Origin of the sequence: Streptococcus sp. SK140 (assembly GCF_000259525.1) — a bacterium.
Lineage (GTDB): Bacteria > Bacillota > Bacilli > Lactobacillales > Streptococcaceae > Streptococcus.
Genome location: NZ_AJML01000039.1, coordinates 30,410 through 54,951, shown reverse-complemented (window position 1 = coordinate 54,951; position 24,542 = coordinate 30,410). Strand labels below are relative to the sequence as shown.

At 39.6% G+C, this 24,542-nt stretch carries 31 protein-coding genes; 30 read left to right on the top strand and 1 reads right to left on the bottom strand.

All coding sequences use genetic code 11. The features are described 5' to 3' along the window. Window positions 1-34 precede the first annotated feature (34 nt). From HMPREF1116_RS10205 to HMPREF1116_RS10100, 21 genes are all read left to right on the top strand, one after another. A complete protein-coding gene (locus HMPREF1116_RS10205; protein WP_001072333.1) occupies window positions 35-391 on the top strand; it encodes a hypothetical protein in 357 nt (118 codons plus the stop codon). A 335-nt stretch (window positions 392-726) separates the two neighbouring features. Continuing rightward, window positions 727-1,131: a hypothetical protein gene (locus HMPREF1116_RS10200; RefSeq protein WP_000846937.1), complete on the top strand. Its 405-nt coding sequence runs from the start codon at window positions 727-729 to the stop codon at window positions 1,129-1,131. Between the two features lie 502 nt (window positions 1,132-1,633). Beyond that, complete coding sequence (locus HMPREF1116_RS10195; protein ID WP_000974185.1) at window positions 1,634-2,236, top strand: CPBP family intramembrane glutamic endopeptidase; 603 nt, start codon at window positions 1,634-1,636, stop codon at window positions 2,234-2,236. Between the two features lie 329 nt (window positions 2,237-2,565). Further along, on the top strand, window positions 2,566-2,877 hold the full coding sequence (locus HMPREF1116_RS10190) for a hypothetical protein (RefSeq protein WP_001148182.1): 312 nt from the start codon (window positions 2,566-2,568) through the stop codon (window positions 2,875-2,877). 226 nt (window positions 2,878-3,103) lie between these two features. Next, window positions 3,104-3,793, top strand: coding sequence for a CPBP family intramembrane glutamic endopeptidase (locus HMPREF1116_RS10185; protein ID WP_000760899.1), 690 nt, complete (start codon window positions 3,104-3,106; stop codon window positions 3,791-3,793). Between the two features lie 225 nt (window positions 3,794-4,018). Then, on the top strand, window positions 4,019-4,813 hold the full coding sequence (gene ccrZ / locus HMPREF1116_RS10180; RefSeq protein WP_000362994.1) for a cell cycle regulator CcrZ: 795 nt from the start codon (window positions 4,019-4,021) through the stop codon (window positions 4,811-4,813). Beyond that, the gene (gene trmB, locus HMPREF1116_RS10175; RefSeq protein ID WP_001266101.1) at window positions 4,810-5,445 is read left to right on the top strand and encodes a tRNA (guanosine(46)-N7)-methyltransferase TrmB; all 636 of its coding nucleotides are present in this window, start codon (window positions 4,810-4,812) and stop codon (window positions 5,443-5,445) included. The genes ccrZ and trmB overlap by 4 nt, the downstream gene beginning before the upstream one ends. Window positions 5,446-5,571: 126 nt before the next feature. Further along, window positions 5,572-6,051: a ribosome maturation factor RimP gene (rimP, locus tag HMPREF1116_RS10170; RefSeq protein ID WP_000338687.1), complete on the top strand. Its 480-nt coding sequence runs from the start codon at window positions 5,572-5,574 to the stop codon at window positions 6,049-6,051. 42 nt (window positions 6,052-6,093) lie between these two features. Beyond that, complete coding sequence (gene nusA / locus HMPREF1116_RS10165) at window positions 6,094-7,230, top strand: transcription termination factor NusA (protein ID WP_000032287.1); 1,137 nt, start codon at window positions 6,094-6,096, stop codon at window positions 7,228-7,230. Between the two features lie 22 nt (window positions 7,231-7,252). Beyond that, window positions 7,253-7,546 carry an RNase P modulator RnpM gene (gene rnpM / locus HMPREF1116_RS10160; protein WP_000857562.1) on the top strand — a complete coding sequence of 98 codons (294 nt, stop codon included), beginning with the start codon at window positions 7,253-7,255 and terminating at the stop codon, window positions 7,544-7,546. Continuing rightward, window positions 7,539-7,838 carry a YlxQ-related RNA-binding protein gene (locus HMPREF1116_RS10155; protein WP_001041383.1) on the top strand — a complete coding sequence of 100 codons (300 nt, stop codon included), beginning with the start codon at window positions 7,539-7,541 and terminating at the stop codon, window positions 7,836-7,838. The genes rnpM and HMPREF1116_RS10155 overlap by 8 nt, the downstream gene beginning before the upstream one ends. A gap of 16 nt (window positions 7,839-7,854) precedes the next feature. Next, on the top strand, window positions 7,855-10,608 hold the full coding sequence (infB, locus tag HMPREF1116_RS10150) for a translation initiation factor IF-2 (RefSeq protein ID WP_000039184.1): 2,754 nt from the start codon (window positions 7,855-7,857) through the stop codon (window positions 10,606-10,608). Between the two features lie 167 nt (window positions 10,609-10,775). Next, entirely contained in the window at window positions 10,776-11,126 is a 351-nt protein-coding gene (gene rbfA / locus HMPREF1116_RS10145) for a 30S ribosome-binding factor RbfA (protein WP_001273596.1), read from the top strand. 174 nt (window positions 11,127-11,300) lie between these two features. Beyond that, the gene (locus tag HMPREF1116_RS10140) at window positions 11,301-11,792 is read left to right on the top strand and encodes a hypothetical protein (RefSeq protein WP_001067002.1); all 492 of its coding nucleotides are present in this window, start codon (window positions 11,301-11,303) and stop codon (window positions 11,790-11,792) included. Between the two features lie 20 nt (window positions 11,793-11,812). Next, window positions 11,813-12,370: a hypothetical protein gene (locus HMPREF1116_RS10135; RefSeq protein WP_000386256.1), complete on the top strand. Its 558-nt coding sequence runs from the start codon at window positions 11,813-11,815 to the stop codon at window positions 12,368-12,370. Between the two features lie 10 nt (window positions 12,371-12,380). After that, window positions 12,381-13,490, top strand: a complete 1,110-nt coding sequence (locus HMPREF1116_RS10130) for an SPFH domain-containing protein (RefSeq protein ID WP_000511358.1) — start codon at window positions 12,381-12,383, stop codon at window positions 13,488-13,490. 350 nt (window positions 13,491-13,840) lie between these two features. Beyond that, window positions 13,841-14,620 carry a hypothetical protein gene (locus tag HMPREF1116_RS10120; protein WP_001040188.1) on the top strand — a complete coding sequence of 260 codons (780 nt, stop codon included), beginning with the start codon at window positions 13,841-13,843 and terminating at the stop codon, window positions 14,618-14,620. A gap of 1 nt (window position 14,621) precedes the next feature. Continuing rightward, complete coding sequence (locus HMPREF1116_RS10115) at window positions 14,622-14,804, top strand: hypothetical protein (protein ID WP_000511389.1); 183 nt, start codon at window positions 14,622-14,624, stop codon at window positions 14,802-14,804. Window positions 14,805-15,125: 321 nt separating this feature from the next. After that, complete coding sequence (locus HMPREF1116_RS10110) at window positions 15,126-15,359, top strand: DUF1858 domain-containing protein (protein WP_000368732.1); 234 nt, start codon at window positions 15,126-15,128, stop codon at window positions 15,357-15,359. Continuing rightward, window positions 15,359-16,693 (top strand): DUF438 domain-containing protein, encoded by a 1,335-nt coding sequence (locus HMPREF1116_RS10105; protein ID WP_000752903.1) that lies wholly within the window; start codon window positions 15,359-15,361, stop codon window positions 16,691-16,693. Before HMPREF1116_RS10110 ends, HMPREF1116_RS10105 begins: the two co-directional genes overlap by 1 nt. A 9-nt stretch (window positions 16,694-16,702) precedes the next feature. Further along, complete coding sequence (locus HMPREF1116_RS10100; protein ID WP_000119716.1) at window positions 16,703-16,957, top strand: DUF1912 family protein; 255 nt, start codon at window positions 16,703-16,705, stop codon at window positions 16,955-16,957. A gap of 37 nt (window positions 16,958-16,994) precedes the next feature. On the opposite strand, the gene HMPREF1116_RS10095 is transcribed toward HMPREF1116_RS10100, so the two are convergent. Further along, a complete protein-coding gene (locus HMPREF1116_RS10095) occupies window positions 16,995-17,300 on the bottom strand; it encodes a DUF6693 family protein (protein ID WP_001031486.1) in 306 nt (101 codons plus the stop codon). A 163-nt stretch (window positions 17,301-17,463) separates the two neighbouring features. On the opposite strand from HMPREF1116_RS10095, the gene HMPREF1116_RS10090 reads away from it, so the two are divergent. The 9 genes from HMPREF1116_RS10090 to HMPREF1116_RS10050 all read left to right on the top strand — a co-directional run bounded on the left by HMPREF1116_RS10090 (window position 17,464) and on the right by HMPREF1116_RS10050 (window position 24,456). After that, complete coding sequence (locus HMPREF1116_RS10090) at window positions 17,464-17,754, top strand: DUF4651 domain-containing protein (protein WP_000850670.1); 291 nt, start codon at window positions 17,464-17,466, stop codon at window positions 17,752-17,754. Then, a complete protein-coding gene (locus HMPREF1116_RS10085) occupies window positions 17,751-18,068 on the top strand; it encodes a thioredoxin family protein (protein ID WP_000586527.1) in 318 nt (105 codons plus the stop codon). The genes HMPREF1116_RS10090 and HMPREF1116_RS10085 overlap by 4 nt, the downstream gene beginning before the upstream one ends. A gap of 13 nt (window positions 18,069-18,081) precedes the next feature. Continuing rightward, entirely contained in the window at window positions 18,082-18,708 is a 627-nt protein-coding gene (gene ytpR / locus HMPREF1116_RS10080) for a YtpR family tRNA-binding protein (protein WP_000578300.1), read from the top strand. 41 nt (window positions 18,709-18,749) lie between these two features. After that, the gene (locus tag HMPREF1116_RS10075) at window positions 18,750-19,511 is read left to right on the top strand and encodes an SDR family NAD(P)-dependent oxidoreductase (RefSeq protein ID WP_001107739.1); all 762 of its coding nucleotides are present in this window, start codon (window positions 18,750-18,752) and stop codon (window positions 19,509-19,511) included. A gap of 74 nt (window positions 19,512-19,585) precedes the next feature. After that, window positions 19,586-19,981 carry a single-stranded DNA-binding protein gene (locus HMPREF1116_RS10070; RefSeq protein WP_000282453.1) on the top strand — a complete coding sequence of 132 codons (396 nt, stop codon included), beginning with the start codon at window positions 19,586-19,588 and terminating at the stop codon, window positions 19,979-19,981. 190 nt (window positions 19,982-20,171) lie between these two features. Next, entirely contained in the window at window positions 20,172-21,155 is a 984-nt protein-coding gene (locus HMPREF1116_RS10065; protein WP_000164670.1) for a substrate-binding domain-containing protein, read from the top strand. Beyond that, the gene (locus tag HMPREF1116_RS10060) at window positions 21,155-22,471 is read left to right on the top strand and encodes a sensor histidine kinase (RefSeq protein ID WP_001224944.1); all 1,317 of its coding nucleotides are present in this window, start codon (window positions 21,155-21,157) and stop codon (window positions 22,469-22,471) included. The genes HMPREF1116_RS10065 and HMPREF1116_RS10060 overlap by 1 nt, the downstream gene beginning before the upstream one ends. Before the next feature lie 6 nt (window positions 22,472-22,477). Beyond that, window positions 22,478-23,161 carry a response regulator transcription factor gene (locus HMPREF1116_RS10055; RefSeq protein ID WP_025171300.1) on the top strand — a complete coding sequence of 228 codons (684 nt, stop codon included), beginning with the start codon at window positions 22,478-22,480 and terminating at the stop codon, window positions 23,159-23,161. Next, a complete protein-coding gene (locus HMPREF1116_RS10050; protein ID WP_000774036.1) occupies window positions 23,158-24,456 on the top strand; it encodes an ABC transporter substrate-binding protein in 1,299 nt (432 codons plus the stop codon). The genes HMPREF1116_RS10055 and HMPREF1116_RS10050 overlap by 4 nt, the downstream gene beginning before the upstream one ends. The last annotated feature ends 86 nt before the right edge of the window (window positions 24,457-24,542 follow it).

Sequence of the window (24,542 nt, the reverse complement as noted above, 5' to 3'; positions counted from 1 at the left end):
AGCCTGACTTTTTATAATATTCGAGGAAAATTAAATGAACCAGAAATCTTATTTTATAGCGTGTTCTGTACTGATCATCCTATCCAATCTTCTCATGTTTTCTCTAGTCAACGAAGGAGAAGGTACAGGAGCTAATCTGATTATAATTGTTGCAACCTGTGTCTTGCTACCAGCCTTTCTACATGCAGTTGAAAATCAGCAGACATCATTGGTTAGGGCAGAATCCTTGCTCCTCATTCAGATGGCAGTGGTTTCCTTAGTCCGTCTCATCAGCCGAATAGAGAGGACACCTGAAATCTTACATACAGGCCTCACTCTTCTAGTTTTAGCAAGCTGGCTAGCCTTTATCCTCCTAGCTATCATGAGAATGTATCAGAAAAAAGGGAAGTAAAGATGAGTGCATTTTGATTTGTTAGGTTTTATTAGGGCAAGCATGTTTTCCCTGCTTGCTTTTTATTTTTTCTACAATTTAGGATGTTTCGATGACCATTCATGATTTGGGGAAATTAAGGTCAAAAGGAGTGCTATACTAAGAGTGTAAAGGTTCTTGCTCAACAAATATTTATGAGGAAATCTTATGAAGAAAAAAATACTTGTCATTTTCATCTTGTATCTAATCATGTCTCCGCTTGGGGGGAGTATTTGATATCAGCTATTTTATACCATAGCCTATCTGATTGCAGTTATGATCTATTTTGCTATCATTAAAAAGAAAGAAGTAAAGAAATGAAAACTTTTCTTGCTAAAAAACAGAACATCTTCCTTGCGAGATTGTTCCTAGGTCAGTTACCTGTACTGATCTCTACTTATTTATTTCTCTCTCGTCAGTTTTTGCAATTTTCCTTAGTTTTTCAATTGCTTTTAGTGGTTGTTAACTTGGCTTCTATTTTGGTGATTGTTTATCTCACTAGGGAAATGAGAGTGAGAAAGTTTGAAGATGATGAGTTGGTCAATCCTAGAACCAATCAACTCATGTTCATCGGATTGACAGGTTTTATGTCTATTATCGGTTTGTATAGAGGTATGACGGCGGCAGAATTCTATCAACAACTGATTGGTTATATTGCTTCTGTTCTCTGCTTAATCATCATGCTGTTGCTCATTTGGGGTTTGAAGTATTATAAAAAGTAAGCTCACAAAAAGGACTTACAGGCAGTGTTTTCAGACTGCTGGTCTTTTTAAGAAAAGTTCTTGCAATTTAAGAGTTTTTGATGACCATTTAAGATTTGGATGCAAAACCTAAAAAAGCAGTGCTATACTGAGTGTGTAAAAGTTACAAGGATATCAATGCTAAACTGAAATAAAGGAGTGATTCTTATGGCGAAAAAAATAATTACGATTGTCATCTTGTATGTAATCATGCAAACTTGTCTTTATCCGCTTAGGGGAAATGAGTGGTATTATGTAATGGATGCACTAGCATACTTTGCTTCGGTTTATATCTTCGTTCAGTTCAATAAAAAATGGAGAAAAAGCCACTTTGAATCTTGAACATAGAAGTTTTATAGGTCTGTAATGGATCATCTAAATAGAATGAATAGTTTCAAATTAATATCTGCTAAGGATCATCTGTAAAATGCAAAATTCTTGCATCCTTATTTTGATGATTCTAAATAGGAGAGAGGTTGTGTTTATGGCCATTTTTAATAAATGTCATGCTGTGTTTGTTGGATTTTTAGCCTTTATAATAGTTACTACAGTAGGCTATACCATCAATCAAGGAGATTTTTTTCTAAACGAGTACCTATTTATTATAGCAAAGACTTTCTGGATTTCACTGAGTGTTGCCTATGCGAAATGGTTTGATATGGTTTCGCTAAGAAGGTTAACGAAGAAAGAAATTCTACTTTTTATTGGAAGCTTTCTTATTTGTGTGCTGGTAAATATAGGTTATTATAGTTTTTTTACAGTATCTTCTGGTGCTGGATATCAACACCTTGAGGCTACTGGTACAGGAATTTCCTTATCCTTTATTGCAAGCGTGACAGTTTTTGGGCCTATTCTGGAGGAATTTGTTTTCAGAGGTATCCTTCAAGGTGCGGTTTTTGAAAATTCTTGGTTGGGGCTTATACTGACTGCCTCTCTCTTCTCTTTCCTGCATGCTCCTTATGATGTTCCTTCATTTATCTATTATCTATTTGGAGGTTTGATGCTGGGCTTTGCTTATAAAAAGAGTCAAAATCTATCGGTGCCTATCTTAGTCCATATTTGTTACAATTGTTTATCATTCTTCTAGTAGTTGACAGTGGTTAAATTTACAAAGGAATGTAGAGGATGATCAGTTGGCATCATAGTGACTAGGGAACTGACCTGGTAGATGTGAAATCAATAGATGGAGGAATCAAATGAAAAAGTATGTCGAATTGTTAGATTTATTTGCCCGAGTTGTAATAATATTGCTATCTCTTGTTCTTTGTATAAGAGTACTCATGATTTCAACAGAACTCTGGAGAAATGTTCTTGTACTGGTAAGTACCCCTGTTACGATCTATAGTCTGGTAAAACATAGACCAGGTAAGAAGAACATAAAAACCCTGTGAGAGTCCTAAAAGAAAGATTAAAAAGATGCAAGCAAAATATAAAAATCAAATAGTAGAAGTTTGGGAAGTTGGTAAAGATACTCCTAAACCAGGTTGGGTAGAAGACGCCTTGCAAAAGAATTACATAGTATGGCTAGACAATCATGTCCGAATTTTAATGGCAGGACTTCAGTCTTCTCTTGTAACCAATCTCAAAATTGGTCTAGTCGGAACGGCAGGAGGAGGTTTTGCTGGTTATAGTATGTATGTCCTTGGCTATCCAGGAGATTATCTTGACCTCACAAATCATAGAGTGGTATCTGCCAAGGCTTTTCATCGAGAGTATCAAGTTTTATAAAATGATCGGGTCAAAAAGGGATGAGGTATTCTTGTTTGAAAAGATTGGCTGTAACCTGACGGAAAACGAGTGACTAACTAGGTACAGTTTCGAACAGCAACAAAAGTATACTACGGATAGAAGTATTGGCTTGTCAAAGGTTTAGTGAGAACTACCGAGACTGAATGCTGGAGGATTAAATGATAATTAGTGGCAGTTACGATAGCAAAGCTATTAGGGAGTTTCTATGAAAAAATATTCTATTCTTTTCAAAACGAGTGCAGTTCTTTTCTATTTATTTTTGTTTTTCGGGTTGTCTTGGACAACCCAATTTTGGAGAAATTATTGGGAGTTCTCGTCTTGGGTAGGAAATCTTATCTGGATTCGAAACATCATCAGTCTTCTCTTTATCGGTTTGATGATGTGGTTCTTGGTTAGATCGGGCCATGCTTATCTCTTTCGTATCCCTAGGAAAAAGTGGGTGAGTTATTCTGTTCTGACGATGTTAGCAGCTGTCGTTCTTATAAGCTTTAACTATCTGACAGCTAAACATGTTCAGGGGACAAACGAAGGTTGGAATTTGTTTATTGCTTATAGTGAGACCAATTTTGCAGAGTTCGGAGTTTACCTAACCTTAATAGTACTAGGACCTCTGATGGAAGAATTGGTATGTAGGGGACTACTTCAACATGCCTTCTTTAAGAATTCAAGATGGGGACTGGATATTCTATTCCCATCGGTTTTGTTCGCCTTACCTCATTTTTCAAGTTTTCCTAGTCTACTAGACCTTCTGGTTTATACAGCAGTTGGCTGTATTTTTGGTGGTTTGACACGCTATACCAAGACTATCTATCCTTCTTATACGATTCATATTGTTAATAATATCATCGCAAACTTACCATTTATCATGACTTTTTTACATAGGGTATTTGCATGATGAGAACCAGTTAAAAGCTTGAATTATCAGATTAAGCATAGATTTTTTCCTTACAATTTTCTGCTAAAAAAATTGAATGAGCAAGGCTAGGCAGATCTCTCTGCTTGCCTTTTTCTTTTAACAAAATTGGATAAAGGGCTTTTATTTGAGAATCAGGTCTGGACTGGTTGACGAATAGCCTAAAAACTAGTAGAATAGTAAGGAAACTTTATACGGAGGAAAGAAATGGACTTGGGTGATATTGAGCTAACGCTGACCCCTATACCTGGGAAAAGCGGAAAAGCTTATATGGGAAGCTACCCTGATGGGAAGCGCGTCTTTATTAAAATGAACACCTCTCCAATCCTACCTGGTTTAGCCAAGGAACAAATCGCTCCTCAATTATTATGGACTCGCCGTTTATCGGATGGGCGTGATATGTGTGCCCAAGAATGGTTGAATGGTAAAATTTTGACCCCTTATGATATGAATCGCAAGCAGATTATCAATATTTTGAGCCGCTTGCATCGTTCGCGTCCTTTGATGACGCAATTGACTCGTTTAGGCTATTCTTTAGAAACACCTTTTGACTTGCTTCAGGCTTGGTTAAAAGATGCTCCAGAATCCTTGAAGAACAATCAATATCTAAGAATGGTAGTAGAGGATTTGCGAGGAAGTTTGCCAAACTTTAGGGAAGATTATGCAACGATCGTTCATGGAGATGTACGACATAGTAATTGGATTGAGACAGAGAGCGGTCTTGTTTATTTAGTGGATTGGGATTCCGTTCGTTTAACGGATCGCATGTTTGATGTAGCGCATATGCTATGTCACTATATTCCAGACTATCAGTGGAAAGAGTGGTTGACTTATTACGGTTACAAATACAACCAAACAGTCATCAACAAACTATTTTGGTATGCTCAGTTATCCTTCTTGAGCCAGATTGCCAAATATTATACAAATGAAGATCTAGAAAATGTCAATCGGGAGATTTATGCTTTGCGTATCTTCCGTGACAAGTATGGAAAGAAGAGATGAGAGTTAGAAATCGTAAAGGGGCAACAGAATTACTAGAGGCTAATCCTCAGTATGTTGTCTTAAATCCTTTAGAAGCCAAAGGGAAATGGCGAGATTTATTTGGAAATGACAATCCTATCCATGTTGAGGTTGGTAGTGGTAAGGGTGCTTTTGTGACAGGTATGGCCAAGCAAAACCCTAATATCAACTATATCGGGATTGATATTCAAAAGTCTGTTTTGAGCTATGCCTTGGACAAGGTCTTGGAAGTTGCTGTACCCAATATCAAGTTGTTGTGGGTTGATGGTTCAGATTTGACCGACTACTTTGAAGATGGTGAGATTGATCGTTTGTACCTGAACTTTTCAGATCCGTGGCCTAAAAAACGCCATGAAAAGCGTCGTCTAACCTATAAGAGTTTCTTGGATACCTTCAAGCGTATCTTGCCTGAACACGGTGAGATTCATTTCAAGACAGATAACCGTGGCTTGTTTGAATATAGCCTAGTGAGTTTTTCTCAATATGGCATGAAGCTCAATGGCGTTTGGTTAGATTTGCACGCCAGCGACTTTGAAGGCAATGTCATGACAGAATATGAACAAAAATTCTCAAGTAAGGGTCAAGTTATCTACCGAGTTGAGGCAGAATTTTAAGAAAAAGCTTAAAATCAAGCCTTCTGAGTGCTTATACTTTACATAAGTAGTCAAAAGTGTTATACTGTAAGTAAGAATATGAGAAAGTGAGGCGGGGAAATATCTTCGCCTCTTGCTTATGAGGAGGTGGACGCAATCGCAACTATCGTAGAATTAGTCAGAGAAGTCGTAGAACCTGTCATTGAAGCTCCCTTTGAACTCGTGGATATCGAGTACGGAAAGATTGGCAGTGACATGATTCTTAGTATTTTTGTAGATAAACCAGAGGGAATTACCTTGAACGACACAGCGGACTTGACAGAGATTATCAGTCCTGTCCTAGATACTATCAAGCCAGATCCCTTCCCAGAACAATATTTCCTAGAAATTACCAGTCCAGGATTGGAGCGTCCTTTGAAAACCAAGGAAGCAGTCGCTGGAGCGGTTGGGAAATACATCCATGTTGGACTTTACCAAGCCATCGATAAGCAAAAGGTCTTTGAAGGAACCTTGCTAGCCTTTGAAGAGGATGAGTTGACTATGGAATATATGGACAAGACTCGTAAGAAAACAGTCCAAATCCCATACAGTTTGGTATCAAAAGCACGTTTAGCAGTAAAATTATAGTAAAAGAAAGGAAGCTTTTGAAGATTCAAAAGTGAATAGAAGATGAGTAAAGAAATGCTAGAGGCCTTCCGCATTTTGGAAGAAGACAAGGGAATCAAAAAAGAAGACATCATTGATGCAGTGGTAGAATCACTTCGTTCAGCCTATCGCAGACGCTATGGGCAGTCTGATAGTGTAGCCATTGATTTCAACGAAAAGACAGGTGACTTTACAGTTTATACTGTTCGTGAAGTTGTTGATGAAGTATTTGATAGCCGTTTGGAAATCAGCTTGAAAGATGCTCTTGCCATTAACTCAGCTTACGAGCTTGGGGACAAGATTAAATTTGAAGAAGCACCAGGTGAGTTTGGTCGTGTAGCAGCCCAGTCTGCAAAACAAACCATCATGGAAAAAATGCGCAAGCAAACACGTGCTATCACCTACAACACTTACAAAGAGCATGAACAAGAAATCATGTCAGGTACAGTGGAGCGCTTCGACAATCGCTTTATCTATGTCAACCTTGGCAGCATCGAAGCTCAATTGTCAAAACAAGACCAAATTCCTGGAGAAGTCTTTGCTTCTCACGATCGTATCGAAGTTTATGTCTACAAGGTTGAAGACAATCCTCGTGGAGTGAATGTCTTTGTAAGCCGTAGCCATCCAGAAATGATCAAACGCTTAATGGAACAAGAAATTCCTGAAGTTTATGACGGAACAGTTGAGATTATGAGCGTAGCTCGTGAAGCAGGTGACCGTACCAAGGTTGCTGTTCGTAGCCACAATCCAAACGTGGATGCGATCGGGACAATCGTCGGACGTGGTGGTGCTAACATCAAGAAAATCACTAGCAAATTCCACCCAGCTCGCTACGATGCCAAGAGCGACCGTATGGTTCCAATCGAAGAAAACATCGACGTTATCGAATGGGTAGCAGATCCAGCTGAATTTATCTACAACGCTATCGCTCCTGCTGAAGTTGACCAAGTTATCTTTGATGAAAACGACAGTAAACGTGCCTTGGTCGTTGTGCCAGATAACAAGCTTTCTCTTGCGATTGGTCGTCGTGGACAAAACGTTCGTTTGGCAGCTCATTTGACAGGCTACCGTATTGATATCAAGTCTGCAAGTGAGTTTGAAGCCATGGAAGCAGCAGAACAAGCTGACCAGGTAGAAACAGACGAATTGGTCGAAGAATAAAAGCTGATCAGAGGAGGGGAAGATGAAAACTAGAAAAATCCCTTTGCGCAAGTCTGTGGTTTCCAATGAAGTGATTGATAAACGCGATTTACTCCGTATTGTCAAGAACAAAGAGGGACAGGTCTTTATCGACCCGACAGGCAAGGCTAATGGTCGTGGTGCTTATATCAAGCTAGACAATGCAGAAGCCCTTGAGGCCAAAAAGAAAAAAGTCTTTAACCGTAGCTTTAGTATGGAAGTTGAAGAAAGCTTTTATGACGAGTTGATTGCCTATGTCGATCACAAAGTGAAAAGAAGAGAGTTAGGACTTGAATAAACAAAAAATTGCTAATCTCTTGGGACTTGCTCAGAGAGCAGGGAAAATCATCTCGGGTGAAGAAATGGTCGTCAAGGCTATCCAAGACCAGAAAGTAAAACTGGTATTTCTCGCCCATGATGCTGGTCCCAACCTGGCCAAGAAAATTCAGGATAAAAGTCATTATTATCAAGTAGAAGTTATTACCGTGTTTTCAACACTGGAATTAAGCATAGCAGTCGGAAAATCAAGAAAAGTTTTGGCTGTGACAGATGCTGGATTTACAAAGAAAATGAGGTCTCTTATGGAATAGAAGAGGAGGACATGATTTGTCTAAGAAAAGATTGTACGAAATCGCAAAAGAACTTGGAAAAGAAAGTAAAGAAGTTGTAGCGCGTGCAAAAGAGTTGGGCTTGGATGTAAAAAGCCACTCATCAAGTGTGGAGGAAGCAGCTGCTTCAAAAATCGTAGCAAGTTTTAAACCTGCTCCTGCTCCAAAGGTAGAATCGAAACCTGTGGCTCCAAAACCAGTTGTCACTAAGGAAGAGGCAAAACCAGCAGCAGCTGTTGCCCCTAAAGAAGAAAAAGTGGCACCAGCAAAACCGCAGAGTCGAAACTTTAAGGCTGAGCGTGAAGCACGTGCAAAAGAGCAGGCTGAACGACGCAAGCAAAATAAGGGTAATAACCGTGACCACCAGCAAAATGGGAATCGTCAAAAAAATGATAACCGTAATGGTGGCAAACAAGGTCAAGTCAATCGTGACAACCGTCGATTCAATGATCAAGGTAAAAAACAACAAGGTCAGCAAAATCGTGGGAATGATCGTCGTCAGCAAGAGGACAAACGTCCAAATCAGTCTGGACCACGTATTGACTTTAAAGCCCGTGCAGCTGCTCTAAAAGCAGAGCAAAATGCAGAATATGCTCGTTCAAGTGAGGAACGCTTCAAGCAGTCTCAAGCTGCCAAAGAAGCCTTGGCTCAAGCAAACAAACGCAAGGAACCTGAGGAAATCTTTGAAGAAGCTGCTAAGTTAGCTGAACAAGCGCAGCCAGTTCAACCAGTGGTTGAAGTAGCTCCTGCAGCTAAAGAACCTGTAGTGGATACACGTCGTAAGAAACAAGCCCGACCAGACAAAGATCGTGATGATTACGATCACGAAGAAGATGGTCCTAGAAAACAACAAAAGAATCGAAGTAGTCAAAATCAAGTGAGAAATCAAAGAAATAGTAACTGGAACAATAACAAAAAGAATAAAAAAGGCAATAAGCAAAATAACCGTAATCAGGCACCAAAACCTGTTACAGAGCGTAAGTTCCATGAATTGCCAACAGAATTTGAATATACAGATGGTATGACCGTTGCGGAAATCGCAAAACGTATCAAACGCGAACCAGCTGAGATTGTTAAGAAACTCTTCATGATGGGTGTGATGGCGACACAAAACCAGTCCTTGGACGGTGAAACAATCGAACTCCTCATGGTAGATTACGGTATTGAAGCTAAACAAAAGGTTGAGGTGGACAATGCTGATATCGAACGTTTCTTTGCTGAAGAGGGTTATCTCAATGAAGATGAACTCGTAGAGCGTCCACCAGTTGTAACGATCATGGGACACGTTGACCATGGTAAAACAACCCTTTTGGATACCCTTCGTAATTCTCGTGTTGCTACGGGAGAAGCTGGTGGTATCACTCAGCATATCGGTGCTTATCAGATCGAAGAAAATGGTAAGAAGATTACCTTCCTTGATACACCAGGACACGCGGCCTTTACTTCTATGCGTGCGCGTGGTGCTTCTGTTACCGATATTACCATCTTGGTCGTAGCGGCAGATGACGGGGTAATGCCTCAGACTATCGAAGCCATCAACCACTCAAAAGCGGCTAATGTTCCAATCATCGTAGCTATCAACAAAATCGATAAACCAGGTGCTAACCCAGAACGTGTGATCGGTGAATTGGCTGAACATGGTGTTATGTCAACAGCTTGGGGTGGAGATTCTGAGTTCGTAGAAATCTCAGCCAAGTTCAACCAAAATATCGATGAACTCTTGGAAACTGTTCTACTTGTGGCTGAAATTCAAGAGCTCAAAGCTGATCCAACAGTTCGTGCCATCGGTACTGTTATTGAAGCTCGTTTGGATAAAGGAAAAGGTGCAGTTGCAACCCTTCTTGTTCAACAAGGTACTTTGAATGTCCAAGATCCAATCGTTGTCGGAAATACTTTTGGACGTGTCCGTGCTATGACTAACGATCTTGGACGTCGTGTGAAGGTTGCAGGCCCATCAACACCAGTATCGATCACTGGTTTGAATGAAGCGCCAATGGCAGGTGACCACTTTGCTGTTTACGAAGATGAAAAATCTGCGCGTGCAGCTGGTGAAGAACGTGCTAAACGTGCTCTTATGAAGCAACGTCAAGCTACTCAACGTGTCAGCCTTGAAAACCTCTTTGATACCCTTAAAGCAGGAGAACTCAAGTCTGTTAACGTCATCATCAAAGCCGACGTACAAGGTTCTGTTGAAGCTCTCTCTGCATCACTTCAAAAGATTGATGTGGAAGGCGTTAAAGTAACTATTGTTCACTCAGCAGTAGGTGCTATCAATGAATCTGACGTGACTCTTGCCGAAGCTTCAAATGCCTTTATCGTTGGTTTCAACGTGCGTCCTACACCACAAGCTCGTCAACAAGCAGAAGCTGACGATGTAGAAATCCGTCTCCACAGCATCATCTACAAGGTTATCGAAGAGATGGAAGAAGCTATGAAAGGGATGCTTGACCCAGAATTTAAAGAAAAAGTTATCGGTGAAGCAATCATCCGCGAAACCTTCAAGGTATCTAAAGTGGGAACAATCGGTGGATTTATGGTTACCAGCGGTAAAGTTACTCGCGACTCTAAAGTCCGTGTCATCCGTGATGGTGTCGTTATTTACGATGGTGCCCTAGCTAGCTTGAAACACTATAAAGATGACGTTAAAGAAGTTACAAACGGCCGTGAAGGTGGTCTCATGATTGATGGCTACAATGATATCAAGATGGATGATGTGATTGAAGCTTATATCATGGAAGAAATCAAGAGATAATAGAGAAACAATAGCCGATTTGACTCGTCGTCAACAACGCCTTGATGAACCCTTAGTTCTATCTATGGCTTGTTTCCTAGATTCAAATGGCTCTAGTTCCTCTATCTACTAGACAAAGCTAGGTCTGCTGGCCTAGCTTTTGGTTCAATTGAGAGAAAGGAAAAAGCATGGCAAATCATTTCCGTACGGATCGTGTGGGCATGGAAATCAAGCGCGAAGTCAATGAGATTTTGCAAAAGAAAGTCCGTGATCCGCGTGTCCAAGGTGTGACTATCACTGATGTTCAGATGCTAGGTGATTTATCTATGGCTAAGGTTTACTACACTATTTTGAGTAATCTTGCCTCAGATAATCAGAAAGCTCAAGTCGGGCTTGAAAAAGCAACTGGCACTATCAAACGTGAACTTGGTCGCAATTTGAAATTGTACAAAATTCCAGACTTAACTTTCGTCAAAGACGAATCCATCGAATATGGAAACAAGATTGACGAAATGCTACGCAATCTGGATAAAAATTAAGCAGAAAGAGGGACAACCCTCTTTTTTGTGTGGAAAATAGCTGGAATTTAAAATGGAAAAATATTCTTTTAAAAATGAGATTCTGTATTTATAAAATGTTTGCTAATCAGAAAATGCTTTTTTTTTTTAGGAAATATGATATGATAATTTCATAAATAAAAGGAGATTCTATTAATGAATAATGTAAAAAAAGTTTGTCGTTTAGCTTTATTATGTCTGTCTGTTTCTACTCTAGTTGCTTGTAGTTCTCTGTCTGAAAAAACAAGTAATTCATCTAGTGATAGTAAAACAGAAAGTTCTGGGAAAAAAGGATTTTTAGATAAAGCAAAAGATAAATTAGGTTCTAGTGACTTTAATCCACAAGATGTCAGTGATGAGACAATTGAATCTATCAAAACTTATGAAGATTATTTGACTATGTATGAGAAAATTGTTAATAATTACTATACCGAAGCAGATGAAGCCTTTAAGGGAACTGTTTTAGAAGATAGTGCTTCTATCCAAGAATTAAAAGATAGTACTAAAAAAGAAATGGAAGAACAGAAAAAACAATATGGTCCATTGAAGAAAGCACCTATTCAAGGAAAAGAGGAAATAATTAAGTTTTTAAAGGAATATCGTGATTCTCTACACGAACAAGTAGAACAATGGAAAGCTAGTCTTTAAAAATAAGAATGGAGTTCGGGATGGACTATCAATTGTTACCTCATGAATACATGGTTATGAATAGTGATCATGTGAGTTTTGGGAAAAATGGTTTGTCTACAGATGAATTAATTTTAACAAATCTACACTTGATACATATCAAAAAAGGTATTTTTGGAGGAAAAAAAGATCAAACTATTATACCAATTAACCAAATTAAGGTTTTTGAGGGGAAACCACAAGTTTCAGTTACAAAATCCAATGGTATGAAACGATTAGAAATCTATTATAATGGTGGACAAGTTATCTTCTCATTCTCTAATACTAAGGATACTGAAAAGTGGGCAACAAATATTATTAAATTAATCTCTGGTGATACAAGCAACTTTGCAACCTTGGGTGATAATAGCTTATTTGGTGTAGAAATTTTGGCAGAGACTCTAAAAGATACGTTTGACACTTTCAAAGCAGGGCTTGGTATTAAGGATGCAGAACCAGAGAAACTATCTACTAAATGCAGTTTTTGTGGAGCTCCTCTGTCTGGAACCGTAAAACAAACTGTCAAATGTAGTTTTTGTGATATGGAACAGACCTTGTAGGAGATGAAATATGGGAATAATTAAAGCATTTACAGATTCAATTAGTGGTACTTTTGCAGATCAATGGAAGGAGATTATTACAGTTCAGGCTTTTGATGAACATACAGCTGTAAGTCCGGGTGTTCTTCAAGTCAGCAATAATGGTAGAGGAGTTAATAGTCAAGGGTCTATAGGTGTCATTTCAAATGGGTCTAAGATATTTATTCCTGAAAATACTGCTGCTTTTATTTTTAGTCAGTCTGGAATAGAAGAAATTATCACTGAACCAGGTGGATATGAATATCAAAATGGGGAGAGTAGTGTTTTTAATGGTGATGGGATAAAAAAATCACTGTTTGATAATGTTGTTAATCGTGTTGGATTTGGCGGACAAAGTGATCAGCAAAAACAGATTTGTTTTGTCAATTTGAGAGAAATTCGCGATATTAGGTTTGGTACTCGTGGTCCGGTTATGTATAACGACTTGTTTTATGGAACAGACTTAGAAGTACGCGCTTTTGGAACTTTTTCTATTCAAATTACGGATGCTATCAAGTTTGTAAAAAATTTCCTTCCTGCAAATGTAACCTACTATAGCTTTGATAGTGCTCAAGCAAGGGCTCAGATAGTCACGGAATTTCTTCAATCCTTTACCGTTGCCCTTAATTCGTTATCAACAACTTATCGTATCTCACAACTACCATCACAAGCATCAGTACTTGCAGAACAAGTATCGAATGATGAACAGTATGCTGGTACTTGGAAAGATCGTTTTGGGTTTGAAATTATAAAAGTTGCTATTGCTAATATAGAATTCTCACCAGAATCTAAGGAATTAGTTAAGAACTTTTCATCAAATAAGATGAATTTAAAGGCCTTTGATGATGTATCGCAGAAAGCTTCTAATATTGCTGCACAACAAAAAGTCGCATCAGGGATCGAACAACATGGGCTAGGAGATGGTGCGGGGATGATTTTTGGTATGAATATGGCACAACAGTTAGATGAAAAAGCAACTAAACCAAGTTTATCTTTTGATGAGCAAATCGAAGCTCTAACTAAACTCAAATCACTTTTAGATGCAGATATATTATCTCAGGAAGAGTTTAATCGAAAGAAAAAAGAAATTATGGATTTATAAGATTGACGAGATGTTACGCAATCTGGATAAAAATTAATACTCTTCGAAAATCTCTTCAAACCACGTCAGCGTCGCCTTATCGTAGGTATGGTTACTGACTTCGTCAGTTCTATCCACAACCTCAAAACACTGTTTTGAGCAACCTACGGCTAGCTTCCTAGTTTGTTCTTTGATTTTCATTGAGTATAAGAAAGAGGGGCAACCCTCTTTTTTGTGTGTCTATAAGTAGGTCGTTGTCTAATCAGATTAGATGAGTAGAAATCAAGGAAATAAAATAGATCTTGAAAATATCATTTATTCCATAAATATGATAAGATAAAGCTTGATATGAATGAAAAACGGAGATAGAGATGGCTAAAGAAGATGTGGCGATGCAAGTGTTGCAACAGGTAGTAAAACTTCCTGTCGTCAAAGTGAACCGGTCAAAATTTTTAATGGATAAATTCTCTAAGGAAGTGGCTTCAAAGGATATTCCTAGATTATTGGAAGAAGGGCCGACAGCTTTATTACCTCAGGAAACCTTAGATCGAGTGGCCAATGCCTGTATTAAAGACAGTGTTTTACTGGCAAGTGGGACATCTGTTTTAGCAGGTTTGCCTGGAGGTATTGCCATGGCAGTTACCATTCCGACAGATGTAGCCCAGTTTTACGCATTTTCATTAAAACTAGCCCAGGAGCTAGGCTATATTTACGGCTACGATGATCTCTGGGCTTCGCGAAATGAGCTGAGCGAAGAAGCTAAAAATACCCTCTTGCTCTATCTGGGAGTGATGTTGGGAGTAAATGGTGCGGGCGCTCTACTTCGTTCTGGTGGTGTTTCAGTTGCTAAGCAAGTGATGAAAATTGTAAACAGAAAGGCTTTGACAAAGACTCTTTGGTATCCAATTTTGGAAAAAGTTCTGAAAATCTTTGGAGTGAATCTGACCAAGGGAGGATTGGCTAAGGGGATGGGGAAAGTTATCCCTATCTTAGGTGGAGTCCTATCAGGTGGCTTAACCTTTGCGACCATGAAACCCATGGGAGAAAGATTGCAAAAAGAATTGTCCAAATTGATTAACTACGATGAAGCACAATATCAAAGAGATGTTGCCACTATCCAAAAAGAGGTTGAAATCATCGAAGGAGATTGACATGGGGATCATAAAAGTATTGGCCAAAACTTATGGCAATTATCTTCTTACAACCCAAGCTTTAAAAGTTGCAGAAACCATAAAAAAAGATGAAAACACAGTCGTTAGTTTGGCGAAATTAGTTCTCGTAGATAAGCTTATGGATACAGCTACTTGGTTGATGAAGCCGGAGGATAAAGAATGAAATCTTTTTGGAGATTCTTTACTCTTCTTTTTATAACACCAATTGTTGGTCTGATAAAAATTCTCTGGTTCCTAATCTCTTTCGCCTTCCAATTGTTGTTTTATAAGATTCTTTTCAAGATCATAGACTGGTTTTTCAAACTTCTCTGATGATCATGGTAAGGATAAGACTTTGAGGTTTTACTAGTAAGAGTCTATATAATTAGAAATAATGAAGTAATACGAAATAAACTAGCAAGTCTTCTATTGCTAGTTTTTTAATCTTTGCCCTTGTGGTATAATAAAAAAGAAAAAACTGTTAGAGAATATGATGGAGGTTATGATGGACAATATCATTGATGTATCTATTCCTGTTGCGGAAGTGGTGGACAAACATCCAGAAGTTTTAGATATCCTAGTAGAACTTGGTTTTAAACCTCTTGCAAATCCCTTGATGCGAAATACAGTCGGACGAAAAGTATCGCTCAAACAGGGGTCTAAGCTGGAGGGAACTCCTATGGATAAGATTGTACGCACACTGGAAGCAAATGGTTACGAAGTGATTGGATTAGACTAATGGCAGATGAACGAATTCATGTCCTACGGGATATTTTATTAGAATTGCATAATGGAGCCTCACCTGAATCCGTTCAGGAGCGCTTTGATGCGACCTTTACAGGTGTATCAGCTATCGAGATTTCTCTCATGGAGCATGAGTTGATGAACTCTGACTCAGGTGTGACATTTGAAGACGTCATGGAGCTCTGTGATGTCCATGCCAATCTCTTTAAAAATGCTGTTAAGGGTATCGAAGTTGAAGATACCGAGCATCCAGGTCATCCCGTGCGTGTCTTTAAGGATGAAAATCTAGCCCTTCGTGCTGCCTTGATTCGTGTTCGTAGATTATTAGATACATATGAGTCTATGGAAGACGAGGAAATGCTGGCGGAAATGCGTAAGGGTTTGGTTCGTCAGATGGGGCTTGTAGGCCAGTTTGACCGTCACTACCAGCGTAAGGAAGAACTCTTCTTTCCTATTATGGAGCGTTATGGACATGATTCACCACCAAAAGTCATGTGGGGAGTCGATGACCAGATCAGGGAACTTTTTCAGAAAGCCCTGGCGACAGCCAAGTCCCTACCAGAAGTGTCCATTAGCACTGTAAAGGAAGCTTTTGAAGCTTTTGCGACAGAGTTTGAAAGTATGATTTTCAAGGAAGAATCCATCCTCCTCATGATTCTACTCGAATCCTTTACCCAGGATGACTGGATTCAGATTGCCGAGGAAAGTGATGCTTATGGTTATGCTATCATCCGACCTTCTGAAAAATGGGTGCCAGAACGTAAAAGCTTTGTTGAGGAAAAGAGTGCAGAAGAGCCCGTGCAACTAGACGCAGCAGAAGGCCAAGTTCAGAAGGTTATCGATACGCCAGAAGGTCAGTTTACCATCACCTTCACACCTAAGGAAAAGGAAGCAGTGCTGGACCGCCATAGCCAACAGGCTTTCGGTAATGGCTATCTCTCAGTCGAGCAGGCTAATCTTATTCTCAACCATCTGCCAATGGAAATTACCTTTGTTAATAAGGATGATATTTTCCAGTATTACAATGACAATACGCCAGCAGATGAGATGATTTTCAAGCGGACACCTTCTCAAGTAGGGCGAAATGTTGAGCTTTGTCACCCGCCCAAGTACCTTGATAAGGTAAAGACCATTATGAAAGGTCTTCGTGACGGGGTCAAGGACAAGTATGAGATGTGGTTCAAGTCCGAGTCACGAGGTAAGTTTGTCCATATCACCTATGCTGCAGTACACGATAAAAATGGAGAATTTCAAGGTGTATTGGAGTATGTTCAGGATATCCAGCCTTACCGTGAGATTGATACAGACTATTTCCGTGGATTAGAATAAGGAGAAAAAATGAGTTACGAACAAGAATTTATGAAAGAATTTGAAGCTTGGGTTAATACCCAAATCATGATTAATGATATGGCGCTCAAGGAAAGCCAAAAGGTCTATGAAGAAGATCAAGATGAGCGTGCTAAAGATGCCATGATTCGCTATGAAAGCCGCTTGGATGCTTACCAGTTCTTGCTAGGCAAATTTGAAAACTTCAAGGCAGGCAAGGGTTTCCATGAATTGCCAGAGGATTTGTTTGGTGAGAGACATTATTAAGAGCTATAAAAAAAGTGTGGTCTATAAACCGCACTTTTTACATATGATGGGTATGTTTGGTAATCCATTGTTCTGTTTTTATTTTTAACCAAAATGAATAGATTCCAAGAGTGATAATCGTCAGTAAGAACCATTTGATCCAATTTCCAAATAACTGGGCGCCAGTTCCATCAAAGTATAAACGCTGACCATCGATGACAGTATGTCTGATTTTCCAATCTTGCATAAAACAAACGGCCCAAGGTGTGGCAATTCCTAGAGTTAAGGCGATGATGAAAAAAGCGACAATTGAGTGCCCAATAAAGCTGAGTAATCCACCGTCAAAATAACTTTCTTTGTTCATATAGAGTCTCCTTAGAATTTTATAGATAAGTAAATCATTACTTTGAGGTGTTGTACCATAGGAGGAGATAGGAGTCAATATTTCTTGAAATGAGGAACTATAGTTCAAACGAAAATAGCATTCACGATTTGTCCTACTTATCTTTTTGTGTTACAATGTTAGCATGAAAACGAAAAATATCATTAAAACAGGTTTGGCATTAGTAGGCCTCGGAGCACTTGCTTTTGGAGCTAAGAAAGTAGCCGATGATCACAAACTCATGAAAACGCAGGAAGAGTTGACCGCTATTGTGCGTGACTCCTTTTCAGAGATGGGTGAGATAGCGACTCTCTATGTCCAAGTGTATGAAAGTAGCCTAGAACGTCTCGTTGGTGGTGTCATTTTTGAGGATGGTCGTCACTATACCTTTGTCTATGAAGATGAAGATCTTATCTATGAGGAGGAAGTCTTATGATAATTCCTCATAGTTTGGAAGAACTAGCTAATCTAGTTGAACAGGATGGCAAGAAGGTCTTCCTTTTTGTTGCGGATTGGTGTGGCGATTGTCGTTATATCTACCCTGCATTGCCAGAGATTGAAGAGTCAAATCCAGAGTTTACCTTTATACGAGTAGACCGTGATGAGTACATGGACTTAGCCAAACTTTGGGATGTCTACGGGATTCCAAGTCTTGTTGTCTTAGATAAGGACAAGGAGATTGGACGCTTTGTCAATCGTGACCGTAAAACCAAGGCACAAATTAACGACTTTTTAGCAGGATTAAAATAGGAGAAAAGAAAGAATGATTTTTACATATAACAAAGAACATGTCGGTGATGTCCTTATGGTCATCGTGAAAAACAGTGGCGATGCTAAACTAGATGTTGAACGTAAAGGCAATGTGGCGCGTGTTTTCCTAAAGGAAACAGGTGAAACTGTTGCTTGGAACATTTTTGAAGTTTCTAGCATGTTTGAAATCGCTGAGCGCGGGCAAGTCTTTTTAACTGACGACCAAGTAGTTCGTTTGAACCAAGAATTGCAAGCTCAAGATTTTACCGAAGAGATTATCAATGACAAGGAACCGAAATTTGTGGTTGGAGAAATTGTAGAGATGGTGGCACATCCAGATAGTGACCACTTGAATATCTGCCAAGTTGCTGTTGGAAATGATAAGACAGTGCAAATCGTGGCAGGTGCTCCAAATGCGCGTCTTGGTTTGAAAACCATTGTAGCTCTTCCAGGAGCAATGATGCCAAAAGGCAATCTCATTTTCCCAGGGGAACTTCGTGGGGAAAAGAGCTTTGGTATGATGTGTAGTCCTCGTGAATTGCATTTGCCAAATGCTCCACAAAAACGTGGTGTCATTGAACTGTCAGACGACCAAGTTGTTGGGACTCCGTTCGATCCGGCTAAACACTGGACAGCTTAATTTGTAACTAGTATCTATTAAACTAGATAGGAGAAAGTAAGATGGCAAAAAATGTAGTGATTACAGGTGCAACATCAGGAATTGGTGAAGCAATTGCGCGCGCCTATCTAGAAAAAGGTGAGAATATCGTTCTCACAGGGCGTCGAAGAGAAAGACTTGAAGCTCTCAAAACTGAGTTCGCAGAAGCCTTTCCAAATCAAAAAGTCTGGACCTTTCCCCTTGATGTGACCGATATGACAATGGTTAAGACTGTTTGTTCAGAAATTCTAGAAACTGTAGGACGGATTGATATCTTGGTCAATAACGCTGGACTTGCTTTAGGTTTAGCACCCTATCAGGACTATGAAGAGTTGGATATGCTGACCATGCTGGATACCAATGTCAAGGGCTTGATGGCTGTTACTCGTTGTCTCTTGCCTTCTATGGTGACTGCAAATCAAGGCCATATCATTAATATGGGTTCAACCGCAGGTATTTACGCTTACGCTGGTGCAGCAGTCTATTCAGCAACCAAGGCTGCAGTCAAAACATTTTCAGATGGACTACGGATTGATACCATCGCAACGGATATCAAGGTGACAACCATTCAGCCTGGTATTGTAGAGACTGACTTTTCTAAGGTCCGTTTCCATGGAGATGAGGAACGGGCTGCAACGGTCTATCAGGGACTCGAAGCTTTGCAGGCACAAGACATCGCAGATGCTGTAGTTTATGTGACCAGTCAGCCACGTCGTGTGCAAATTACAGATATGACCATCATGGCCAATCAACAAGCAACTGGATTTATGATTCATAGAGACTAACATTATTTTAAAAAAGTTACAAATTTTGTAACTTTTTTTGATTTCCTTCGAATAGATAAGTAGGAGGATGAAAAATGTATAATAAAGTTATTATGATTGGACGTTTGACGTCTACACCAGAATTGCACAAAACCAACAATGACAAGTCTGTTGCACGAGCAACTATCGCAGTGAATCGCCGTTATAAAGATCAAAATGGGGAACGTGAAGCAGACTTCATCAATATTGTGGTCTGGGGCAAATTGGCTGAAACCTTGGCAAGTTATGGTAGCAAAGGCAGTCTCATTTCTGTGGATGGGGAACTTCGTACCCGTAAGTTTGAGAAGAATGGCCAGACCAACTATGTAACAGAAGTTCTCTGTACAGGTTTCCAACTCTTAGAAAGTCGCGCCCAACGTGCTATGCGTGAAAATAATGCAGGACAAGACTTGGCAGATTTGGTCTTGGAAGAAGAGGAACTTCCATTTTAATATCAATCAAATAGAAGAGCTGGTTCGCCTATAGACCAGCTTTTTCTATTGTTTTTTGTGTTATTGTTCGGAAATTACTTCTTAAGATAGGTCAAATAAATGCACTTGTACAATAAAATCAAGCACTTTTTTTGAAAAAGTAGTAGAATAAAGTAATATATATTCAAAATTTTCAGAAAAGGAATGAAATTTGACGAAAAATAAAGAGAAAATAGAATTGTTGAAATGGCTGATAAAGCGTCTATTACTGCTGATTCCAGTGGTCTGTGTTCTATTATGGGTTTTCGGTCGTTGTCAAACAAGTGGCATCAAGGATCAGACTAAAATTGGTGTCACCTATATGACCATGAACAATGGGTTCTATAAAAGTATTCATTCGGAAATTAGTCGAATTGCCGATGAAAGAGGAGCTCTTGTTTACGTCCGAGATCCAGAATTGGACGAAGAAAGACAGAGCCAACAGATTGATGATTTTTGTGCTCAAAAAGTTGATATGATAGTGATCAATCCGGTCAAGGGGGATAGCCAGTCAATTTTAACTGCTCTTGAAAAAGCTAGAAAACAAGGAATTAAAATCATTGCGGTCGATACCCAACTGAAGAATTTTAAGCCAGATGCAAGTATTGTATCCGATAACTACCAAGCGGGAGTATTGATTGCTAAAGAGTTGATGAAACGTTCTTCTAGTGCTCGGGTCCTCCTTTTGGAACATAAGGGGACTGTTTCAGCAGATACGCGGATTCAGGGGTTTAAAGACACTATTGAGGGGCACAGTTCTTATCAGATTGTTTCGGAACTGGAAACCAAGGGGCAGACGGAGATTGCTATGCCGGCTGTCCAGAATTTTTTACAATCAGGGGTTGAAATTGATACCTTGGTTGCCTTAAATGACCGCTCAGCTATAGGAGCTCTGGCTGCAATTAAGGAGCAAGGAATAACTTACCCCATTGCGATTTATGGAATCGATGGTTCACCAGATATGAAATCTTTGTTGCACTCGACGGATGATGTTGTGGGAACCGTTGCTCAGTCTCCTTTGAAGATGGGAGACCGCGTGATGGAGGTCATTCAAGATATTGCTGAAGGGAAGAGCTATACCAAAGAGGTGAGCATTCCAGTTGAAATGATGACAAAGGAAAACATTGATCAGTTTGATGTGAATGGGTGGCAGTAATGAGAAAGTTTAGAGGTGTTCGATACAGTTTGGCCATTCTTATGGTCGTCAATTTTATCGCTGTTATGCTAAACAGTATCATCTATCTTCAAGCAACCAACTATATCATAGCTCAACGCCAAGCTTCTCTATTATTAGAGCGCCTAGAGCGTATTCCCTTTGCTCCATCTACGACTTTTTGGTTGTCTGCAGTTTTGTTTGCTGGGATTGCTTTGATATCGATGAGTCGATATCTGCCTCAAACGAGTCGATGGTCTATTTTTGATAAGAGGAATATTCTGGAGATTCTCCTGATGCTGCTTCTGATGTGGGTTCAAAATGTAGCTTATAACGGGCTCATTCTCTTGGTTTTTGCGGATATCTTCTATGGTTCCAAAGAGTTGAATACCAAGAGAGATCGGAAGTATTGGTTTGCCTTTATCCTAGTGAGCTTTTTGATGCTCCTTGTGACAAATTCAGATGTCTTTTCGCTTTTCTTCCCGATTCCGTCCTTAGATGTCTATATTCATTTTTATCCTGAATCTATCCGCATTCTGGCCTTTTTCTTAAAGAATTCCCTTTATGCTTCGAATATGGTACTCTTCATTATTTCACTTTTGTTTTATATTATGAACGTCCTTGCGGAGAACCACGAAGTAGAGGAAGAATTGGCCATGGTGTCCAAGGTTAATACGGAGTTGAACAATTATATGGCCTTGTCTGAGAAGATTGCAGAGGATCGGGAGCGTAAGCGGATTGCTCGTGAGATTCATGATACTCTGGGGCACGCACTAACAGGCATCTCAGCAGGTTTAGATGCTGTTGGGGTCTTGATCGATATCGATCCAAATCGGGCAAAAGAGCAGGTGAAAAACGTATCAGAAGTGGTCCGTGAAGGAATCCAAGATGTGAGAGGTTCTCTTAATCGTCTTCGTCCGGGAGCCCTTGAGGGACGAACTCTCAAAGATGCTTTAGAAAAGACCATCCGCGAGTATCAAATTCTTTCCAACTTACAAGTTGATCTAAACTATGAATGGGTAGATGTCGATATGGATGTCATGATTGAAGATACGATCTTTCGTGTGATTCAAGAGTCTATGACCAATGCGGTTCGCCACGGTCACGCCAGCCAGCTAAAACTCCATTTTTTTGAGGATAAAGAGAATTATTTGATCGCTTTGCAAGATAATGGAGTTGGGTTTGAAACCTTAACTTATGGTTATGGACTCAAACAGATGATGGAGCGTATTTCCATACTAGGAGGACAGCTTCAATTTGAAAGTCGTGATGGATTTTTCACACGTGTCAGTTTACCAAAATATAAAGAAGGGAGATAAGATATGGTGATAAAAGTAATGGTGGCAGATGACCAAGCTTTGATTCGAGAATCTTTGAAAATTATTTTGTCGGCTCACTCCGACATCGAAGTTGTAGCTACAGTGGAAGATGGGAATCATGTCTTGTCCAGTATTCCACAGACGCATCCTGATCTGATCCTGATGGATATTCGGATGCCAGGCATGGATGGGGTTTTGGCTACAAAAGAAGTAAAAGAACACTTTCCGGATATCAAAATTATTATTTTAACAACTTTTGACGATGATGAATTTATCTATAGTGCACTCAAGTATGGTGCTTCAGGATATCTCTTAAAGGGAGCCTCTACAGAAGAGCTCTATGAGGCTATTAAGGTGGTGCATCAGGGTGGAGCTATGATCAATCCCAATATCGCAAGCAAGGTCTTTCAGATCTTCTCTCAAATGGCCAAATCGAATTTCTCTATTGCTGTGGATGAGGACAACGTCAAGGATTTGAGCACGACAGAATGGCGAATTATTCAAGAAGTCGGTTATGGCGAGTCAAACAAAGAAATTGCTGCAAAACTCTTCTTATCAGAAGGAACTGTGCGCAATTACTTATCAACGATTTTGGCGAAATTAAACCTAAGAGATCGAACGCAATTAGCAATTTGGTCAGTTCAAACAGGAGTGACTAGACGCGATTTTTCAAAAGGAAATACGGAATGAAATTAAACCGAAAGCATCTTTGTTGGGGAATCGTTCTCCTTTTTGTGGTCTCTGTGAGTACTGGCTTTTATTGGTGGAAACAACAACCGATCGTGCTCCATATAGGCGTTTATGCAGGGTCTAGTTGGGATGTACCGACCAGTCAACGCTCCCATGCTTTGGATCTTGCGATTCAAAAATTTGAAAAGTCCCATCCTAATGTCCGTGTGGAATATGAAAATGGGATTCCACAGTCAGATTATTCAGACTGGCTCTCAGAAAAGATTGTTTCAGGAAAGACGCCGGATGTGTTCATGGTCTCTGAACAAGATCTGTCCTTATTGGCGGCGCGTGGCGTTCTAGAGAAATTAAATGACTATATGAATCAAGAAGACCAAGCTGCTTTTTATCCTGTTGCATTTGAATCAGGTGTCTATCAGGGGCAATCCTATGCCTTACCTTATGAAAGTAATCCTATTTTGATGTGTGTCAATAAAGATTTGCTGGATAAAGAAGGCATTGAGGTTCCCAAGGAAGGTTGGAGCTTGGAAGAGTTCTATACAATTTGTAAAAAACTAACCAAAGATACCAATGGAGATGGTCAATTGGATCAGTTTGGGAGTACAGAATATACATGGAAAGAAGCTTTGGCAGCAAATGGGGGTAGTCTCTTTCAAGGTGGGATGCTTAAACTTACGGCTCCAGAAGTCAAAGAATCATTGACTTTTTTACAAAAATTGGAAGAGCTGAATAAGAACTATAAGGTGAGTTCCAAAGATTTTGACCAGGGAAAAGTCGCTTTTTATCCCATGACTTTGGCTCAATATAGAACCTATAAACCTTATCCTTACCATGTTTCAAAATATTCAAACTTCACCTGGACCTGTATCCCTATGCCTGCTAAGTCAAAAACTACCAAGGCGACTTTGGTTACGACGACTTCTTTTGCCATGTCTGCTCGGACTCCTCATTCCAAGTTAGCTTGGGAATTGATGCAATTGTTGACAGAAGATCCAGAAATTCAACAACTCCTCTTTGCTCAATCTCAAGGGATTTCCGTTATGCCACAGGTGGTCCAAAGTCAATCTAGTAAAGATCTTTTACAGGTAGATGATTTTGGCACGGACTCCTTGACCAATCAGACCTTGAATCGTATCATGGAACAAGCTGTTGAAAGTAGTCCCAAGAATGTCTCTAAAGAAATGTTGGAAAAGCTGGACTACTTGATTGGCAATGCTTTGCGCGATCAAGATGTCGAGAACCGCTTGCCTCAAATTCAGAGGGAAATTGAAAGTAGTCTTCAGGTAGGAGTTTAAAGAAAAATAAGATGACATTGTGTCAAGTGACAGATGTCATTTTTTTGTTGCTAAATGTCATGTTTATCATGTGACATTTGACAATG

Coding starts and splice junctions, on each gene's coding strand:
- HMPREF1116_RS10205 (WP_001072333.1), top strand. CDS start 35: ATGAACCAGAAATCTTATTTTATAGCGTGTTCTGTACTGATCATCCTA.
- HMPREF1116_RS10200 (WP_000846937.1), top strand. CDS start 727: ATGAAAACTTTTCTTGCTAAAAAACAGAACATCTTCCTTGCGAGATTG.
- HMPREF1116_RS10195 (WP_000974185.1), top strand. CDS start 1,634: ATGGCCATTTTTAATAAATGTCATGCTGTGTTTGTTGGATTTTTAGCC.
- HMPREF1116_RS10190 (WP_001148182.1), top strand. CDS start 2,566: ATGCAAGCAAAATATAAAAATCAAATAGTAGAAGTTTGGGAAGTTGGT.
- HMPREF1116_RS10185 (WP_000760899.1), top strand. CDS start 3,104: ATGAAAAAATATTCTATTCTTTTCAAAACGAGTGCAGTTCTTTTCTAT.
- ccrZ (WP_000362994.1), top strand. CDS start 4,019: ATGGACTTGGGTGATATTGAGCTAACGCTGACCCCTATACCTGGGAAA.
- trmB (WP_001266101.1), top strand. CDS start 4,810: ATGAGAGTTAGAAATCGTAAAGGGGCAACAGAATTACTAGAGGCTAAT.
- nusA (WP_000032287.1), top strand. CDS start 6,094: ATGAGTAAAGAAATGCTAGAGGCCTTCCGCATTTTGGAAGAAGACAAG.
- rnpM (WP_000857562.1), top strand. CDS start 7,253: ATGAAAACTAGAAAAATCCCTTTGCGCAAGTCTGTGGTTTCCAATGAA.
- rbfA (WP_001273596.1), top strand. CDS start 10,776: ATGGCAAATCATTTCCGTACGGATCGTGTGGGCATGGAAATCAAGCGC.
- HMPREF1116_RS10140 (WP_001067002.1), top strand. CDS start 11,301: ATGAATAATGTAAAAAAAGTTTGTCGTTTAGCTTTATTATGTCTGTCT.
- HMPREF1116_RS10135 (WP_000386256.1), top strand. CDS start 11,813: ATGGACTATCAATTGTTACCTCATGAATACATGGTTATGAATAGTGAT.
- HMPREF1116_RS10130 (WP_000511358.1), top strand. CDS start 12,381: ATGGGAATAATTAAAGCATTTACAGATTCAATTAGTGGTACTTTTGCA.
- HMPREF1116_RS10120 (WP_001040188.1), top strand. CDS start 13,841: ATGGCTAAAGAAGATGTGGCGATGCAAGTGTTGCAACAGGTAGTAAAA.
- HMPREF1116_RS10115 (WP_000511389.1), top strand. CDS start 14,622: ATGGGGATCATAAAAGTATTGGCCAAAACTTATGGCAATTATCTTCTT.
- HMPREF1116_RS10110 (WP_000368732.1), top strand. CDS start 15,126: ATGGACAATATCATTGATGTATCTATTCCTGTTGCGGAAGTGGTGGAC.
- HMPREF1116_RS10105 (WP_000752903.1), top strand. CDS start 15,359: ATGGCAGATGAACGAATTCATGTCCTACGGGATATTTTATTAGAATTG.
- HMPREF1116_RS10100 (WP_000119716.1), top strand. CDS start 16,703: ATGAGTTACGAACAAGAATTTATGAAAGAATTTGAAGCTTGGGTTAAT.
- HMPREF1116_RS10095 (WP_001031486.1), bottom strand. CDS start 17,300: ATGAACAAAGAAAGTTATTTTGACGGTGGATTACTCAGCTTTATTGGG.
- HMPREF1116_RS10090 (WP_000850670.1), top strand. CDS start 17,464: ATGAAAACGAAAAATATCATTAAAACAGGTTTGGCATTAGTAGGCCTC.
- HMPREF1116_RS10085 (WP_000586527.1), top strand. CDS start 17,751: ATGATAATTCCTCATAGTTTGGAAGAACTAGCTAATCTAGTTGAACAG.
- ytpR (WP_000578300.1), top strand. CDS start 18,082: ATGATTTTTACATATAACAAAGAACATGTCGGTGATGTCCTTATGGTC.
- HMPREF1116_RS10075 (WP_001107739.1), top strand. CDS start 18,750: ATGGCAAAAAATGTAGTGATTACAGGTGCAACATCAGGAATTGGTGAA.
- HMPREF1116_RS10070 (WP_000282453.1), top strand. CDS start 19,586: ATGTATAATAAAGTTATTATGATTGGACGTTTGACGTCTACACCAGAA.
- HMPREF1116_RS10060 (WP_001224944.1), top strand. CDS start 21,155: ATGAGAAAGTTTAGAGGTGTTCGATACAGTTTGGCCATTCTTATGGTC.
- HMPREF1116_RS10050 (WP_000774036.1), top strand. CDS start 23,158: ATGAAATTAAACCGAAAGCATCTTTGTTGGGGAATCGTTCTCCTTTTT.